Annotated in this window: 14 protein-coding genes; 7 read left to right on the top strand and 7 right to left on the bottom strand. The window is 63.4% G+C overall.

Going from position 1 to position 13,667, the window contains the following annotated elements; all coding sequences use genetic code 11:
• Positions 1-12 precede the first annotated feature (12 nt).
• Both FY550_RS01480 and FY550_RS01475 read right to left on the bottom strand, forming a co-directional pair.
• Positions 13-855 (bottom strand): fumarylacetoacetate hydrolase family protein, encoded by an 843-nt coding sequence (locus FY550_RS01480; protein WP_070981005.1) that lies wholly within the window; start codon positions 853-855, stop codon positions 13-15.
• 87 nt (positions 856-942) lie between these two features.
• Positions 943-1,698 (bottom strand): SDR family oxidoreductase, encoded by a 756-nt coding sequence (locus tag FY550_RS01475; RefSeq protein ID WP_070981003.1) that lies wholly within the window; start codon positions 1,696-1,698, stop codon positions 943-945.
• 151 nt (positions 1,699-1,849) lie between these two features.
• Here FY550_RS01475 and FY550_RS01470 point away from each other — a divergent pair, with 151 nt between their 5' ends.
• The 6 genes from FY550_RS01470 to FY550_RS01445 all read left to right on the top strand — a co-directional run bounded on the left by FY550_RS01470 (position 1,850) and on the right by FY550_RS01445 (position 9,001).
• On the top strand, positions 1,850-2,635 hold the full coding sequence (locus tag FY550_RS01470; protein WP_070981001.1) for a FadR/GntR family transcriptional regulator: 786 nt from the start codon (positions 1,850-1,852) through the stop codon (positions 2,633-2,635).
• A gap of 105 nt (positions 2,636-2,740) precedes the next feature.
• Positions 2,741-3,739 carry an aldo/keto reductase gene (locus FY550_RS01465; RefSeq protein ID WP_070980999.1) on the top strand — a complete coding sequence of 333 codons (999 nt, stop codon included), beginning with the start codon at positions 2,741-2,743 and terminating at the stop codon, positions 3,737-3,739.
• 508 nt (positions 3,740-4,247) lie between these two features.
• Positions 4,248-4,811, top strand: coding sequence for a type 1 glutamine amidotransferase domain-containing protein (locus FY550_RS01460; RefSeq protein ID WP_070980997.1), 564 nt, complete (start codon positions 4,248-4,250; stop codon positions 4,809-4,811).
• Positions 4,812-4,877: 66 nt separating this feature from the next.
• Positions 4,878-5,438: a type 1 glutamine amidotransferase domain-containing protein gene (locus FY550_RS01455; RefSeq protein WP_149054312.1), complete on the top strand. Its 561-nt coding sequence runs from the start codon at positions 4,878-4,880 to the stop codon at positions 5,436-5,438.
• 146 nt (positions 5,439-5,584) lie between these two features.
• Positions 5,585-7,246: a Na+/H+ antiporter gene (locus FY550_RS01450; RefSeq protein ID WP_070980995.1), complete on the top strand. Its 1,662-nt coding sequence runs from the start codon at positions 5,585-5,587 to the stop codon at positions 7,244-7,246.
• Between the two features lie 60 nt (positions 7,247-7,306).
• The gene (locus FY550_RS01445) at positions 7,307-9,001 is read left to right on the top strand and encodes a Na+/H+ antiporter (protein ID WP_070980993.1); all 1,695 of its coding nucleotides are present in this window, start codon (positions 7,307-7,309) and stop codon (positions 8,999-9,001) included.
• 7 nt (positions 9,002-9,008) lie between these two features.
• Here FY550_RS01445 and FY550_RS01440 read toward each other — a convergent pair whose 3' ends face one another.
• Genes FY550_RS01440 through FY550_RS01425 form a run of 4 tightly spaced genes read right to left on the bottom strand, consistent with a single transcriptional unit; the run spans position 9,009 to position 11,951 of the window.
• Entirely contained in the window at positions 9,009-9,410 is a 402-nt protein-coding gene (locus FY550_RS01440; protein WP_070980991.1) for a DUF4186 domain-containing protein, read from the bottom strand.
• 49 nt (positions 9,411-9,459) lie between these two features.
• Positions 9,460-10,182: a trimeric intracellular cation channel family protein gene (locus tag FY550_RS01435; RefSeq protein ID WP_070980989.1), complete on the bottom strand. Its 723-nt coding sequence runs from the start codon at positions 10,180-10,182 to the stop codon at positions 9,460-9,462.
• Between the two features lie 30 nt (positions 10,183-10,212).
• Positions 10,213-11,694, bottom strand: a complete 1,482-nt coding sequence (locus FY550_RS01430; RefSeq protein ID WP_070980987.1) for a sodium:solute symporter family protein — start codon at positions 11,692-11,694, stop codon at positions 10,213-10,215.
• On the bottom strand, positions 11,691-11,951 hold the full coding sequence (locus tag FY550_RS01425; protein ID WP_070980985.1) for a hypothetical protein: 261 nt from the start codon (positions 11,949-11,951) through the stop codon (positions 11,691-11,693). Before FY550_RS01425 ends, FY550_RS01430 begins: the two co-directional genes overlap by 4 nt.
• 145 nt (positions 11,952-12,096) lie before the next feature.
• On the opposite strand from FY550_RS01425, the gene FY550_RS01420 reads away from it, so the two are divergent.
• On the top strand, positions 12,097-12,609 hold the full coding sequence (locus tag FY550_RS01420) for a YchJ family protein (RefSeq protein WP_070980983.1): 513 nt from the start codon (positions 12,097-12,099) through the stop codon (positions 12,607-12,609).
• Positions 12,610-12,645: 36 nt separating this feature from the next.
• On the opposite strand, the gene FY550_RS01415 is transcribed toward FY550_RS01420, so the two are convergent.
• Positions 12,646-13,659, bottom strand: a complete 1,014-nt coding sequence (locus FY550_RS01415; RefSeq protein WP_149054311.1) for a 1-aminocyclopropane-1-carboxylate deaminase — start codon at positions 13,657-13,659, stop codon at positions 12,646-12,648.
• Between the last annotated feature and the right edge of the window lie 8 nt (positions 13,660-13,667).

Genomic DNA, 13,667 nt, shown 5'->3' with positions numbered 1-13,667 from the left:
AATGCGTCACACTCAGGCCTGCACGGTACGCTGGCACTGCTCCCCCAGCCCCTCGATGCCGAGTCGCATGGTCTGACCAGCCTGCAGAAAGATCTTCGGGGTCTGCCCCATGCCCACACCCGGCGGCGTGCCGGTAGAGATCACATCACCGGATTGCAGACTCATGAAACGGCTGAGGTAGGCAATCAGCCGAGGAATCCGGAACACCATGGTTTCGGTCGAACCATCCTGATAACGGTGGCCGTCGACTTCCAGCCACATCGCCAGCCGATGCGGATCGGCAATTTCATCAGGCGTGACCAGCCAGGGCCCCAGCGGGCCGAAGGTATCGCACCCCTTGCCCTTGTCCCAGGTCGCACCACGCTCAAGCTGGAACTCCCGCTCGGAGACATCATTGGCAATGCAGTAACCGGCCACATGCGACATGGCATCACGCTCCTCGATATAGCGCCCGGGCTGGCCGATCACCACCGCCAGCTCGACCTCCCAGTCGGTCTTCTGCGAATCGCGCGGGATTTCGACATTGTCATTGGGTCCGCAAATGGCACTGGTCCACTTGTTGAACACCACGGGCTCGGCAGGCAGCTCGGCACCGGTTTCGGCAGCGTGATCAGCGTAATTCAGCCCGATGCAGATAAACTTGCCGACCCGACCGACGCAGGGACCCAGACGGACACCCTCCTCGACAGTCGGCAGCGCCATGGGATCGAGAGCTGCCAGTGTGGCCAGCTGTTCCGGTAACAGGGTGTCTCCGGCAATATCACTGACCCGACCGGAAAGATCGCGCACGCTGCCATCGGCAGCGACCAGCCCCGGCTTCTCGTTTCCGCGCGAACCATGGCGCAACAGTTTCATCAGGCGTGTCTCCTTTATATGGGAATGGCTTGCAACGTTGCGGTGGCCCTGGCGCGGCGAACAGCGCCGATACGCTACCGGCCAGACCTAGTTCGACCAGCCACCATCGATCATCTGCGTGGTACCGGTAATAAAGGCCGACTCATCACTGGCCAGCCAGGCCACCAGCGCGGCCACTTCCTCCGGGCGCCCCAGCCGCCCCATCGGCTGTCGCGCCACGAAATCATCATGCACCGCCTGCTCGTCACGCCCCTGCGCGGCGGCGCGCTCGCGAATGCGTTCACGCAATGAAGGAGAGTCGACCGTGCCGGGACAGATGGCATTGCAGCGGATACCACGGGTCATGGTGTCGGCGGCCACTGATTTGGTCAGACCGATCACGGCGGCCTTGCTGGTACCGTAGGCGAAGCGATCCGGAATGCCCTTCACGCTCGAGGCCAGGGAGGCCATGTTGATGATGCTGCCAGCACCGCGCTCGAGCATCGCTGGCAAAAAGGCGCGGATGGTATGAAACATCGAGCGCACGTTGAGATCCAGGGAGAAGGTCAGGGCGCGCTCGTCGCACTCCAGAATCGAACCGTGATGCACGTAACCGGCACAGTTGAAGAGGATATCCACGCCACCCAGCTCATCGGCCAGCGAACACACGGCACTATTATCCAGGACATCCAGCGGACGGGGGTTCAGTGCTTCCAGCCCGGCCAGCCGGCTCGGCTCCAGGTCGGTGGCAAACACCCGCGCCCCTTCGGCGGCCAGTCGCAGCGCTGCGGCCCGGCCGATGCCCTGTCCGGCGGCAGTCACCAGAGCCGTTTTGCCCGACAACCGCGTGGCTTCAGACGGCATATCGCCTCCCTTGTCGGTTCGATCGACACCTGCCCTGCCAGCGATTAAATCAGACGACCAATGGCCTGACCTTTAACCATTGGTCGCAGCTACAACGACCCACTAATATCGCAGAATGTGCCAGACAATGATTTCTTCACGGGATTGATGCATGCCGCTTCAGGCCATTCGCCAGCAACGGCTCTATCGCCAGATAGCCGATCAGCTCCATCAGCTCATCGAGCGCGGTGAATTTCCACCTGGCGCCCTGCTGCCCCCCGAACGGGAGCTGGCCCAGACGCTGGGGGTCAGCCGTGCCTCGGTGCGCGAGGCCCTGATCGCCCTGGAAGTCATCGGCCAGGTCGAGGTCCGGGTCGGTCATGGCGTACTCGTCGGTCCGCTGGTACCACGCGGCGAGCAGCCGGTACTGGGCGCTGCCGCACAGCGCCACCCCTGGCAGCCCGACCCCGAATTGAGTGATGCATTCACCCTCGATCCGGATGCCGAAATTCCGCCGCATGCCCTGCTGGAAGCCCGCCGTCTGGTCGAGCCGGAAACGGCGGCACTGGCCGCCGAACATATGTCGGAAGAAGCGCTGGCCGGTATCCGGGAAGCCTTCGAGCGCAATGTGGCCGACAACAGCAGCGAGGTCGATGCGCGTCAGCAGGGGCAGCCCTATGCGGCCAACCACACCGGTGATCGGCTGTTTCATATCCGTATTGCCGATGCCTGCGGCAACCCTGCCTATGCCCTGCTGATTCGCCATGTGCTCGGTCATCAGTACGGCGTCATGTTCCGGCGTCTGCAGGATCTTTATCTGACCACCGACATGAAATCGCGCTCGCAACGCCAGCATCAGGAGATTCTCGAAGCGCTCATCCGACGTGATCCCGAGGACGCCCGCCAGGCGATGACGGCACATCTCGATGATGTCATGACGATTTTCTTCGACAGCTGACGTCCCCGGCGTTGCGCTTCGTTACCGGCATATCCCTTGAAACCGTCTACGCTGTCTCCATGAAATGGATAGATGGCTAAGGATTCATCCGACAGGAGGTATGCCATGGAAACGGTGACCCTACCGAACAGCGATCTGACCCCCAGCCGCATTGCCCTGGGCACCTGGGCCATCGGTGGCTGGATGTGGGGTGGTACCGACGAGAAACAGTCGATCGATACCATCCAGAGTGCCGTGGAACGAGGCATTACCTGTATCGATACCGCAGCGGTCTATGGCTTCGGCCGCTCCGAGGAGATCGTCGGTCGCGCACTGAAGGAAGGTGGCATCCGCGATCAGGTGGTACTGGCCACCAAATGCGGGCTGAACTGGAATGACAACGGCCCCTATCGTGATGCCAGCCGCGCCCGCATTCAGAAGGAAGTGGAAGACAGCCTGCGCCGACTGCAGACTGACCGTATCGATCTTTATCAGCTGCACTGGCCCGACCCGACTCGCGACATCAGCGAAGCCGCCGAAACCCTGCGCGAGCTGCGTGAAGCCGGAAAGATTCGCGCCGTCGGTGTCTCCAACTTCTCGGTCGAGCAGATGCGAGCGTTCGAGAAGATCTGCCCGCTGTCGACCATGCAGCCGCCCTACAACCTCTTCGAGCGCGAGATCGAAAGTGACATCCTGCCCGCGGTGCGCGAAGACAACGTTGGCACCCTGACCTACGGAGCGCTCTGCCGCGGTCTGCTCTCCGGCAAGATGAAGCGGGATACGAAGTTCGAGGGCGATGACCTGCGCAACAACGATCCCAAGTTCCAGCAGCCGCGCTATGACCAGTACATCAGCGCCGTCGAAAAGCTCGATGCCTACGCGCAAGAGCATTACGGCAAGCGGGTACTGCATCTGGCACTGCGCTGGCTGCTCGATCAGCCGGGTGTCTCGGTCGCCCTGTGGGGGGCTCGTCGTCCGGATCAGCTCGATCCCGCCAATGAGGTCATGGGCTGGTCGCTCAACGATCAGGCGATGCGCGATATCGACGCCATCCTCAATGAGTGCATCACCGATCCGGTGGGGCCGGAGTTCATGGCACCGCCGACGAGGGACGAAGCCTCATAAGGTGCCATGAAGGTCCTGCAGAGAGCATGGCGCCGACGATGATGGATGAGGCGTCATGATCGCGACTGAAGTCGCTCCTACAGGCATATGTCTCGGACACCCTGGACACATGCCCTGAGCACCCGCAGGAGCGGCTGTAGCCGCGATGAAGCGGCCAACAGCCGAGTCGCACACAAGCCGCCCCTGCAAAACAGGCCCTGAGTACCCGCAGGAGCGGCTTCAGCCGCGATGAAGCAACCGACAGCCGAGTCGCACACAAGCCGCCCCTGCAAAACAGGCCCTGAGTACCCGCAGGAGCGGCTTCAGCCGCGATGAAGCAACCGACAGCCGAGTCGCACACAAGCCGCCCCTGCAAAACAGGCCTTGAGTACCCGTAGGAGCGGCTTCAGCCGCGATTCGGTCAGCAGTCGACTGACAATTCGGCCACGCCGACTACACTTGAAGCACCTGCGCCTGCGGGCGCCAGAACGAGCAAGCCAACGATTCGGACGACAAGGAGTCAGTCATCATGAGTCAGAGCCTTACCGGTATTCCCGTGGCCATTCTGGCCACCGACGGATTCGAGGAATCCGAGCTGGCCGTGCCGCGCAGCATGCTCGATCAACAAGGCATCGAAGTGCATATCGTGGCCCCCAAACACGGCACCATCCGCGCCTGGGCCGAAACCCAGTGGGGCGATGAGTACACCGTCGACAAATCCCTCGATGAGGTCAGCTCTCACGATTATCACGCTCTGGTACTGCCGGGTGGCGTCATCAATCCCGACAGCCTGCGTACCGATGAGAAGGCCATGACCTTCGTGCGCGGTTTCTTCGAGGAAGGCAAGCCGGTCGGCGCCATCTGCCACGCCGCGTGGACGCTGATCAACGCCGGCGTGGTCGAAGGTCGCCGCATGACCTCGATTCCCTCGCTGCGCAAGGATCTGGAAAATGCTGGCGCGAAGTGGGAAGACAGCGAAGTCGTCTGCGACAGCGCACTGGTCACCAGCCGCAAGCCGGCCGATCTGGACGCCTTCTGCAACAAGCTGATCGAAGAGATTCGTGAAGGACGCCACCGCAAGCAGCATGCCTGAGCCGGAAACCAACCGCCCTCAGGGGCGAGCGACGTATCACACGGTGACGACAAGGAGCGTTACATCATGACCGAACTCAAGGGTACCCGAGTCGCCATTCTGGCCACCGACGGCTTCGAAGAGCTGGAGCTCAGCGAGCCGAAAAAGGCGCTGGAAGCGCAGAGCATCGAAGTCCACGTGGTGGCACCGAAAAAACATGGCATCCGTGCCTGGGCGAAAACCGACTGGGGCGATGATTACGCCGTCGACAAGGTGATCGATGAAGTCAGTGCCGATGATTATCACGCCCTGATGCTGCCGGGTGGCCTGTTCAACCCGGATGAGCTGCGCCTCGACGAGCGAGCGCTCAGCTTCGTGCGTGACTTCTTCCGTGAAGGCAAGCCGGTCGGCGCCATCTGCCATGCGCCCTGGATTCTGATCAACGCTGAAGTGGTCGAAGGTCGCCGCATGACCTCGGTCCATTCGATCGCTCAGGATCTGAAGAATGCCGGTGCCCAATGGGAAGACAGCGAAGTCGTCTGCGACAGCGCGCTGGTCACCAGCCGCACGCCGGACGATCTGCATGCCTTCAATAACAAGCTGATCGAAGAGATCAAGGAAGGCCGGCACCGCCAGCAGCACGCCTGATGCGTCGACTGCCATGAAGCTTTGCGAAGGGCGCTCCAACGAGCGCCCTTCCTGTATGCAGGGCACGGGAATGCATCACGACTGTCCCACAGGGGGAGCATGGCGCCTCAGGCGCTACCCTGATTCATCACCGGTGTGAGACCTGCATGTCGATCATTCTGCTTGTTCTGATTCTGTTGCTGATTGCCGCCGGTACCGGGCTGATTGCCCGATTCCTGCCCTGGCTGCCACTGCCATTGCTGCAGATCGCCATTGGGGCCGCTCTGGCCATGCCGGGCACAGGCTTCGATGTGGCACTGAATCCCGGCATTTTCATGCTGTTGTTTGTGCCCCCGCTATTGTTTGCCGATGCCTGGCGCTTTCCTCAGCGCGAGCTGATGTTACAGCGCCGACCGATCATCGCTCTGGCACTGGGGCTGGTCCTGTTTACCGTGGCGGGCATCGGCTGGCTGGGACATGCCCTGCTGAACCTGCCGTTGCCGGTCGCCTTTGCGCTGGGCGCGATCCTCTCCCCCACCGACGCCGTAGCCGTTTCGGCCATCTCCGGCCGCCTGCCGATCCCTGCTCGCCTGATGCATATGCTCGAGGGCGAATCATTGATGAACGACGCCTCGGCGCTGGTGGCCTTCCGCTTTGCCGTAGCCGCCGCGATGACCGGCGCCTTCTCACTGGGCCAGGCCTCGCTTTCGTTTTTCGCCATTGCCCTGGGCGGTAGCGGCATCGGTGCCCTGCTGGCCCTGGCCTTCAGCCTGGTACGTCGTCAATTGCTGGCCCTGCGCGGCACGGAAGCCTCCACCGAGATTGTGCTGCTGATGCTGGTCATGCCATTTGCCGCGTATCTGCTGGCCGAACACTTCAATGTCTCCGGCATTCTGGCCGCCGTGACCGCCGGGATCACGCTCAATCGCACCGAGCTGCGCCACCACGATCAGACCCGTACGCGCATGCAGCTCGACAATCTCTGGGAAGTGCTCGCCTTCGTCTTCAACGCCGTGGTGTTTCTGCTACTGGGGCTGCAATTACCGCATATCATCGGCGACGCCCTGAGCACCACCATACTCGATGGCCGTAATTTCGGACTCGGCACCCTCTCGCTTTATGTGCTGGGGACCACGCTGGTATTACTGAGCCTGCGCGCCCTGTGGGTCACCGGGGTGATCCGACTGTCATCCCTCTCGTCACGCCGGCACGGCAACGCCCGGGTGCCCGCCTCACCCAGGGTGGTCGCCATCGGCACCCTGGCCGGCATTCGCGGCACCATCACCCTGGCTGCCGCGCTCTCACTGCCGGTACAGCTGCCGGGCGGCGATGCCCTGCCAGGACGCGAGCTGGTCGTGTTCATTGCCGCCGGGGTGATTCTGCTGACCCTGATACTGGGCAGTGTCGGTCTCCCCCTGCTGCTGCGCGGGTTGGCCTCAGCGCCCGATCATCAGCACTTTGAAGAGGAGCGACGCGCCCGCCAGGCCGCTGCCCGTGCAGCCATCAGGGCTCTGGAGCAATACTCGCAGCAGGATGATGACGATCAGGACCAGGACCGTCGCAACGCGCTGGAAGCGGTCTCGACCCAATTGATCGATGGATACCGCCGCCGCCTGACCATTGACGATCGCAGCCTGCGCTCCCGACGCTTCGAACATGACCGTGGCCTGCATCGCCAGGCGCGCCTGGCAGCACTGCGCGCCGAACGTCAGGAGTACTATCGCCTGCGCCGGCGCGACCACATTGACGATCACACCCTGCGGCGACTGGTTCAGGAGCTGGATCTGGCCGAAATGGCGTTGAATGTCAGGCGACGGGAATCGAGCTAGCCGCCTGCATCTGACGTATGCTCGGTCCGTTTGCCGAATCACGCTGCATCGCGGAGTGCCATGGATACCCTGCTGCTCGTTCTGATCCTGCTGCTCGTTGCCTCGGCCACCGGGGTCGCGGCTCGCTTTCTGCCGTCGCTGCCCACGCCACTGGTGCAGATTGCCTTCGGTGCCCTGCTGGCCTGGCCGGCCATCGGCCTGCATGTCGAGCTGGAACCGGAAATCTTCCTGCTGCTTTTTATCGCGCCGCTGCTGTTCTCCGATGCCCGACGCTTTCCCCAGCGGGAGTTCATGGTACTGCGCGGCCCGATCCTGGCACTGGCGCTGGGGCTGGTCCTGTTTACCGTCATCGGGGTGGGCTACTTCATTCACTGGCTGCTGCCGAGCCTGGCGCTGCCGATCTGCCTGGCCCTGGCAGCGATCCTCTCACCAACCGATGCCGTGGCGGTGGCCGCCATTTCAGGGCGGCTGCCGGTACCACCACGACTGATGCGGATCCTCGAAGGCGAATCGCTGATGAACGATGCCTCGGGTCTGGTCGCCTTCAAGTTCGCTGTCGCCGCCGCACTGACCGGCTCCTTTTCGCTGGCGGATGCCACGCTGGACTTTTTCATCATCTCGGTTGGCGGGCTGGTCATTGGCGCAGCCGTGGCATGGCTGTTCAATATCGTCCGTACCCGGCTGATCGAGCATCACCTGGGTGAGGCCACCACCATTCAGATCGTGCTGCTGATGTTGCTGCTGCCCTTCGCCGCCTTTCTGCTGGCGGAACACCTGGGGTGCTCCGGCATTCTCTCGGCCGTCGCCGCCGGCATGGTCATCAACCGCACCGATCTCAAGCGCGAGAGTCAGCTCCATACCCGTATGCAGGCACACAGCGTCTGGGAGATGGTGGAGTTCGTACTCAATGCGCTGGTGTTCCTGCTACTCGGCTTCCAGCTGCCGGAGATCATCGGCGGCGCACTGAATCACTCACTGCATGATGTCGGCGACTACGAATTCCTGCGTCTGCTGGGCTATGTGGTAGTGATCTCGCTGGCGCTGCTGATTCTGCGCTTTATCTGGATTGTCGGCGCCACCGGCGTTTCACATCAGCTTTCGCGCTGGCGACACCCCGATCGGGCCAGACGCTTTGCCTCGATGCGGGTGATTCTGGCCGCCACTCTGGCCGGCATCCGCGGCACCATCACCCTGGCCGCAGCGCTCTCACTGCCCCAGCTGATGAACGATGGCACGCCCTTTCCGGCCCGTGAGCTACTGATCTTTCTGGCGACCGGCGTGATCCTGTTCACCCTGATGACCGGGAGCATCGGCCTGCCACTGCTGCTGAAAAATCTGGACCTGCCTCGCGACACGCACGAATTCGAAGAAGAGCGCCGCGCCCGCATTGCCGGCGCCGAAGCCGCGATCTATCGCATCGAGCGCTACCACCACGACCGCAATCTGGATTTCGCCCGCGACGAGCACAACGAGGAGCTGCTGGTGGCCTTCAACGAGATCAGTGCTCGACTGATGACCTACTATCGCCAGCGGCTGAAGCTGGGGGATCACGACACGCCCACGCCACTGCTCGAAGCGACCCGTCAGCTCGAACGCGAGACCCGGCTGGAGGCGCTGCGCGCCGAGCGTCGCGAATACTACAAGCTGCGCGGACGCCATCGCATCAACGATGATGTGCTCAGACGACTGGTACGGGAGGTGGATCTGGCCGAGGCCGCGCTGACCAGCGCCGGCGGCAGCCAGGTGAAGCACTGAGGCGACTTCAGAACGGCAGTGCGCCCTGCTGCGGTGCACTGCCCTGCTCACTCGCCTGCGGCGCCTCGTGGGTGAGCCAGGCCATGATGACCTCGACTACCCGAGCCTGCTCGTCGTCACTCATCACTCTACCCGGCTCGATGCCGTGCCAGCGTGCCAGACAGCTGCGACAGCAGGTCGCCGTGGCATGCTGGGCGACAAACACCGGATGACCTCGCCATGGCGTCTGGCGGCCATCATGAGGCGGCTCGGCGGGTGCAAGACGGCGAGCAATGAATTCACGGGCATGGGTATTCACGGCGGCGCGACCGCGGGTTTCGAGGTAGTCGCGCTCTCGCGGTTTGAGGTGAAAGCGCCGACGAAACGTCGAGCCACGCAGGCGCTCGAGTACGGTAGCAATCTCTTCCATGTCTTCAGCGTGGGCGAGAATGCCCGCACTCTCCAGTGCCTGTCATCGCTCAGTCATCATCGGAGGCCTCGTCTCGCGAGCGCTGCGGCCGAATGATCCGCACCCGGGGGCGCTGTCGGTGCATCGGCCACCGGGCATCGCCCTCTTCCCCGCCCGTGGTCACCCAGGCAAAGGTCGGCAGCGACCAGTGCCAGCGAATGGCGGCCAGTCGCAGGATCAGGGTCACCAGCAGGGCCGGCCACATGGCATGCGCATCATCGATATCCAGGCGGCGCAACAGGACATAGAGACAACCGCCGGCGATGGAGGCCGTGGCATAAATTTCGCGACGCAGCACCATGGGCACTCGCCGCGCCAGTACATCACGCACCATGCCACCGGCGATGCCGGTCAGCAGCCCCATCAGCACTGCCACTTCGACCGGCGTTTCCGCATCCAGAGCCTGACGAGCGCCCAGTACAGTGAAGAGCGCCAGACCGAAGGCATCCACCGCCGGCAGCAGCCGGCGATCCAGCCGATGGATATGATGAAACCCCAGCATGGCCAGCATCACCGTGATCAGGATGCTCCACAGATAGATCGGCTGGGCCACCCAGAACACCGGATGGTGTCCCAGAATCAGATCGCGCAGTGTGCCGCCGCCAATCCCGGTCACCGCGGCCAGCACCAGCATGCCGAAAGGGTCCATATGCGATCGGCACGCCACAATCACGCCGGACAGCGCGAAGGCCACCACGCCGGCAATATCCAGCCAGTGCACCAGAGTGCTCATGGTTATGCGTTCTCCTGCATCACATCACGCTCATGATCGCTGCCTGCCGGGGCCGACATGTTCCATCACGGCAAAGAAGCGCTCGGTCACCTCGCGGGCTACCGGTCGGGTCTTCAGCGAGACCATCACGAACAGCGGCAGATTGAGCATCAACCCCCAGAAACCGGCATGGATGCCCAGTGGATTGCGCCAGACCACGGTCAACAGCACCGTGACCACGAAGCCGGCCAGAATGCCCGTAGTGACCCCGGCCGGGGTGGCACGGGGCCACAGGAAGATGCCGATGAAGGCTGGCAGTACCTGGGCGGCAAAGCCCAGCCCGATCAGCAGGATCATGATCAGGTTGCCCGGCGAAACGATCGCCAGCGGGGTCACGATCAGTGCCATGATTGCCAACAGCAGCCAGCGCGCCAGCCGGGCGGTCACCGTCTCGGAGAGATCAAGCGCCGGACGCACCACATCCCTTGCCCAGGTCACCGCCGTGGCATGAATGAAGGGCTCGCATGAAGACATTGCTGCCGCCAGCGTCCCGGCGCCCAGCAACCCGGCCAGCGCTGCCGGCATCGATTGCATCGCCAGTGTCAGCGCCACGGTATCGGCGCGCTCAAGCTGCGGCAGGGCAAAGATACCGATGAAGCCCACCACCACCATCGGCAGAATGACCACATAGTAGGTCGGCAGCCAGGTCGCACTGCGGCGCAGCGTATCGGGCGAGCGGGCACTCATCCACTGCATCCACACCGGCGGCATGAACGACACCATCGATACCAGAATCGACGTGGTCCAGAAGGCAAAGCTCATGCGGCCATCGGCCCCGGGCAGGGTCAGAAATTCGGGACGCTGCTCGGCCAGCCGGTCGAATACCGCGCCGAACCACCAGCCGCCCGTGCTCTGGTGAGTCGCCCAGAGTCCGATCAGCCAGGCAATCACCAGCATCAGCGCGCCCTGGAAGGCATTGGTCATGCCGATCGCCCGCTGACCGCTGAGCCACAGGTAGATCGCCATGATGCTCAGCACCACGATCACCCCGACCCAGCGCGGGATGGCGCCGCCGCTCATCACGTTGAGGATGTAGGCCGCACCGATGGTCTGCAGCACGGCGTAAGCGAGTGTGCCGATCGACATCACCAGCGCTGCCAGCGCCCCCAGCCAGGGACTCTGATAGCGATCCCGGATGGCATCCGCCTGGGTCACATGGCCGAAACGCTCACCCAGCGCCCACACTTTTGGCCCGAAGTACCACGCTACCATCGCCAGATAACTGAGATAGATCACCACATAGAAGACCGGCACGCCCTTCGAATAGGCCCAGCCGGGCGCGCCCATGAAGGTATAGGCGCTGATACTGCCGGCACCGATCAGCAGATAGAGCACGATTCCGCTCATGCTGCGTCCGGCCACGCCCCACTCTTCGAGCCGTGCCATGGAACGTCCGCCGCGGGCACGAATGCCGATGACCAGCGCCACCAGCAGATACACCAGCGTGATCGCAAGAGACACCGATGCGTTCATGATGAGCGATCCCGCGGGGCATCGGATGATGCGTCGCGCTCACGCCGGGCCAGCCAGCGATTGCCCAGCGCCATCACCGCCACGCTGGCCAGCACGATGACATAGGCCCACAGCGCAATCAGCGGCAGCCCCAGCACGCGCATGGGATGATTGACCAGTGCGATGATCGGCCAGCAGCCGGCCGCAATGATCAGAATAAAAGCAATCAGCAACAGCCAGCCGCGCCGACTCGTTGGCCTCACGAATGTCGATGGCATGCCCCCTCCGGTAGCAGTCAGGCGAGGCGGGCATGATAGCAGGCCACTTCCGACGTCAGGAGCCCTGCAGGAAAGCGGGTCCGGTGGCCCCGAAGCCCCGCCCGGCTTGTTAGAATGCGCACTCGCGCCTGCCAGTGGAGAGAGCATGACCGCCCCGACCCTCACCGAATGCCCCTGCGGCAGTGGACTGAACTACAGCGACTGTTGCGGCCGTTATCATCAGGGCCTGGCGACCCCGCCCGACCCCGAAGCGCTGATGCGCTCGCGCTACAGCGCTTTTGCGCTGGGCGGACTGGGCGACTATTTGCTCGCCACCTGGGCCGCCGACGCTCCCGGTCGACCGCCGGAAGATGCCGAGATGCTGGACCGGCGCACAGTGGACTGGACCGGGCTGGAGATTCTCGACAGCAGCGTACACGGCGCTCAGGGGATGGTGGAGTTTCGCGCCCACTATCTGGAGCACGGCCTTGAGCACGACAGTGACGAGACGACCACCACACCCTCGGTGCTGCACGAGCGCGCCCAGTTTCGCCGCAGCCGCGGCCAGTGGCTCTATGTCGATGGTGTGATCGACCCGCCGGCACGCGCCACGGTGGGGCGCAACGCACCCTGTCCGTGCGGCAGCGGGAAGAAGTACAAGAAGTGCTGCGGCGCCTGAGCCGGCCAGTGGCCGGCTCAGGCGAGCTGCCATGCCTTATTCGAAGGCCCGATGATAGGCGTTGAGCGCCGGTGCCCCGCCCAGGTGAACATAAAGTACGTTCGACCCCGGCGCGATCTCCCCCGAACGCGCCATGGCGATCAGCCCGGCCAGTGACTTGCCCTCATAGACGGGGTCGGTCAGCATCGCCTCCATCTGTGCGCCCATGCGGATCGCACTGAGGGTGGCCTCATCCGGCAGGCCGTAGTCCGGGCCGGCGAAGCGCGGATCGATGATCACATCCTCGTCACGAACCTCACCCGACAGCCCGATCAGTTCCGCCGTCTGGCGGGCACTTTTGGTGACCGCTGCGCGGGTCATCGACTCGTTGCAGGCGGTATCGATACCGATCAGGCGCCTCGGCCGCTGCTGGCCGTGGAAGCCGGCAATCATGCCGCCCTGGGTAGAGCCGGTGCAGGTCGCGGTAATGACCGTATCAAAGAAGATGTCGTGTTCGGCTTCCTGACGCACCACTTCATCAGCGAAACTGGCGTAGCCCAGTCCGCCCAGCGGGTGGTCCGAGGCGCCGGCCGGAATCGCATAAGGCTTGCCGCCCTCACGCCGAACCTCCTCCAGCGCGCGTTGCCAGGTCTCCTTGATCTCGGTGGAGTACCCCTCGCCCTCCAGCACCGTGGTCGCCCCCATCAACCGTGACAACAGAATATTGCCCACCTGTTCGTAGGCCGGGTCCTCCCACTTCGTCCACGCCTCCTGCACCAGCCGACACTTCATGCCCAGCGCTGCAGCCACAGCCGCCACCTGACGGGTGTGATTGGACTGGATATTGCCAATCGACACCAGCGTATCGCAGCCCTGCGCGATGGCCTCCGAGGCCAGCCACTCCAGCTTGCGTACCTTGTTGCCCCCGAAAGCCAGCCCGGAAGAGACATCGTCGCGCTTGGCCCAGAGGTTGATGCCGAGGGCCTTCGACAGTCGCTTGAGAGGATGCACGGGAGAAGGGAAGAAGCCCAGCGGCGTACGGGTGAAACGCGTTTCGAGATCGAGTGTCATGGGAATTG

The sequence above is a fragment of the Kushneria phosphatilytica genome (assembly GCF_008247605.1).
Classification (GTDB): domain Bacteria; phylum Pseudomonadota; class Gammaproteobacteria; order Pseudomonadales; family Halomonadaceae; genus Kushneria; species Kushneria phosphatilytica.
This window is presented reverse-complemented; position numbering and strand designations above follow the sequence as displayed.

Coding starts and splice junctions, on each gene's coding strand:
- FY550_RS01480 (WP_070981005.1), bottom strand. CDS start 855: ATGAAACTGTTGCGCCATGGTTCGCGCGGAAACGAGAAGCCGGGGCTG.
- FY550_RS01475 (WP_070981003.1), bottom strand. CDS start 1,698: ATGCCGTCTGAAGCCACGCGGTTGTCGGGCAAAACGGCTCTGGTGACT.
- FY550_RS01470 (WP_070981001.1), top strand. CDS start 1,850: ATGCCGCTTCAGGCCATTCGCCAGCAACGGCTCTATCGCCAGATAGCC.
- FY550_RS01465 (WP_070980999.1), top strand. CDS start 2,741: ATGGAAACGGTGACCCTACCGAACAGCGATCTGACCCCCAGCCGCATT.
- FY550_RS01460 (WP_070980997.1), top strand. CDS start 4,248: ATGAGTCAGAGCCTTACCGGTATTCCCGTGGCCATTCTGGCCACCGAC.
- FY550_RS01455 (WP_149054312.1), top strand. CDS start 4,878: ATGACCGAACTCAAGGGTACCCGAGTCGCCATTCTGGCCACCGACGGC.
- FY550_RS01450 (WP_070980995.1), top strand. CDS start 5,585: ATGTCGATCATTCTGCTTGTTCTGATTCTGTTGCTGATTGCCGCCGGT.
- FY550_RS01445 (WP_070980993.1), top strand. CDS start 7,307: ATGGATACCCTGCTGCTCGTTCTGATCCTGCTGCTCGTTGCCTCGGCC.
- FY550_RS01440 (WP_070980991.1), bottom strand. CDS start 9,410: ATGGAAGAGATTGCTACCGTACTCGAGCGCCTGCGTGGCTCGACGTTT.
- FY550_RS01435 (WP_070980989.1), bottom strand. CDS start 10,182: ATGAGCACTCTGGTGCACTGGCTGGATATTGCCGGCGTGGTGGCCTTC.
- FY550_RS01430 (WP_070980987.1), bottom strand. CDS start 11,694: ATGAACGCATCGGTGTCTCTTGCGATCACGCTGGTGTATCTGCTGGTG.
- FY550_RS01425 (WP_070980985.1), bottom strand. CDS start 11,951: ATGCCATCGACATTCGTGAGGCCAACGAGTCGGCGCGGCTGGCTGTTG.
- FY550_RS01420 (WP_070980983.1), top strand. CDS start 12,097: ATGACCGCCCCGACCCTCACCGAATGCCCCTGCGGCAGTGGACTGAAC.
- FY550_RS01415 (WP_149054311.1), bottom strand. CDS start 13,659: ATGACACTCGATCTCGAAACGCGTTTCACCCGTACGCCGCTGGGCTTC.